Here is a 273-nt window from a genome sequence, read left to right as displayed (position 1 = left end):
CCCCGGCCGGCCGAACTCCCGGCCCTTCTCCTCCGCAACCTCCAGCAGCGCCTCACCCACGGGAACCCGTCCGGGCAACGAACGTGCCACGACGGCGGCCAACAGGTCTCCCGCCACGTCATACTGGCGCTCGGGCACTGACGCCACTACCTCGTTCAACGCCGGGCGGTAGAACTTGGCAGGCCGCCCCGAGCCCGGGCCACCCTTGTCAGCTTGCTTCCTGAACTCGACAACGGCCAGCCCTGCCCGCACCAAGCGATCCAAGTGAAAAGA

General features: G+C 68.1%; 1 pseudogene. It reads right to left on the bottom strand.

Features of this window, described 5'->3' with window-relative positions:
- Nucleotides 1–273, bottom strand: a pseudogene (locus SB772_RS40990) (hypothetical protein); the annotation flags it as partial.

The sequence above is a fragment of the Paraburkholderia sp. SIMBA_030 genome (assembly GCF_046535245.1).
In the GTDB taxonomy this organism is placed as follows: Bacteria; Pseudomonadota; Gammaproteobacteria; order Burkholderiales; family Burkholderiaceae; genus Paraburkholderia.
The sequence above is the reverse complement of the archived record's forward strand: the minus strand, read 5'-3'. Positions and strand labels throughout refer to the sequence as shown.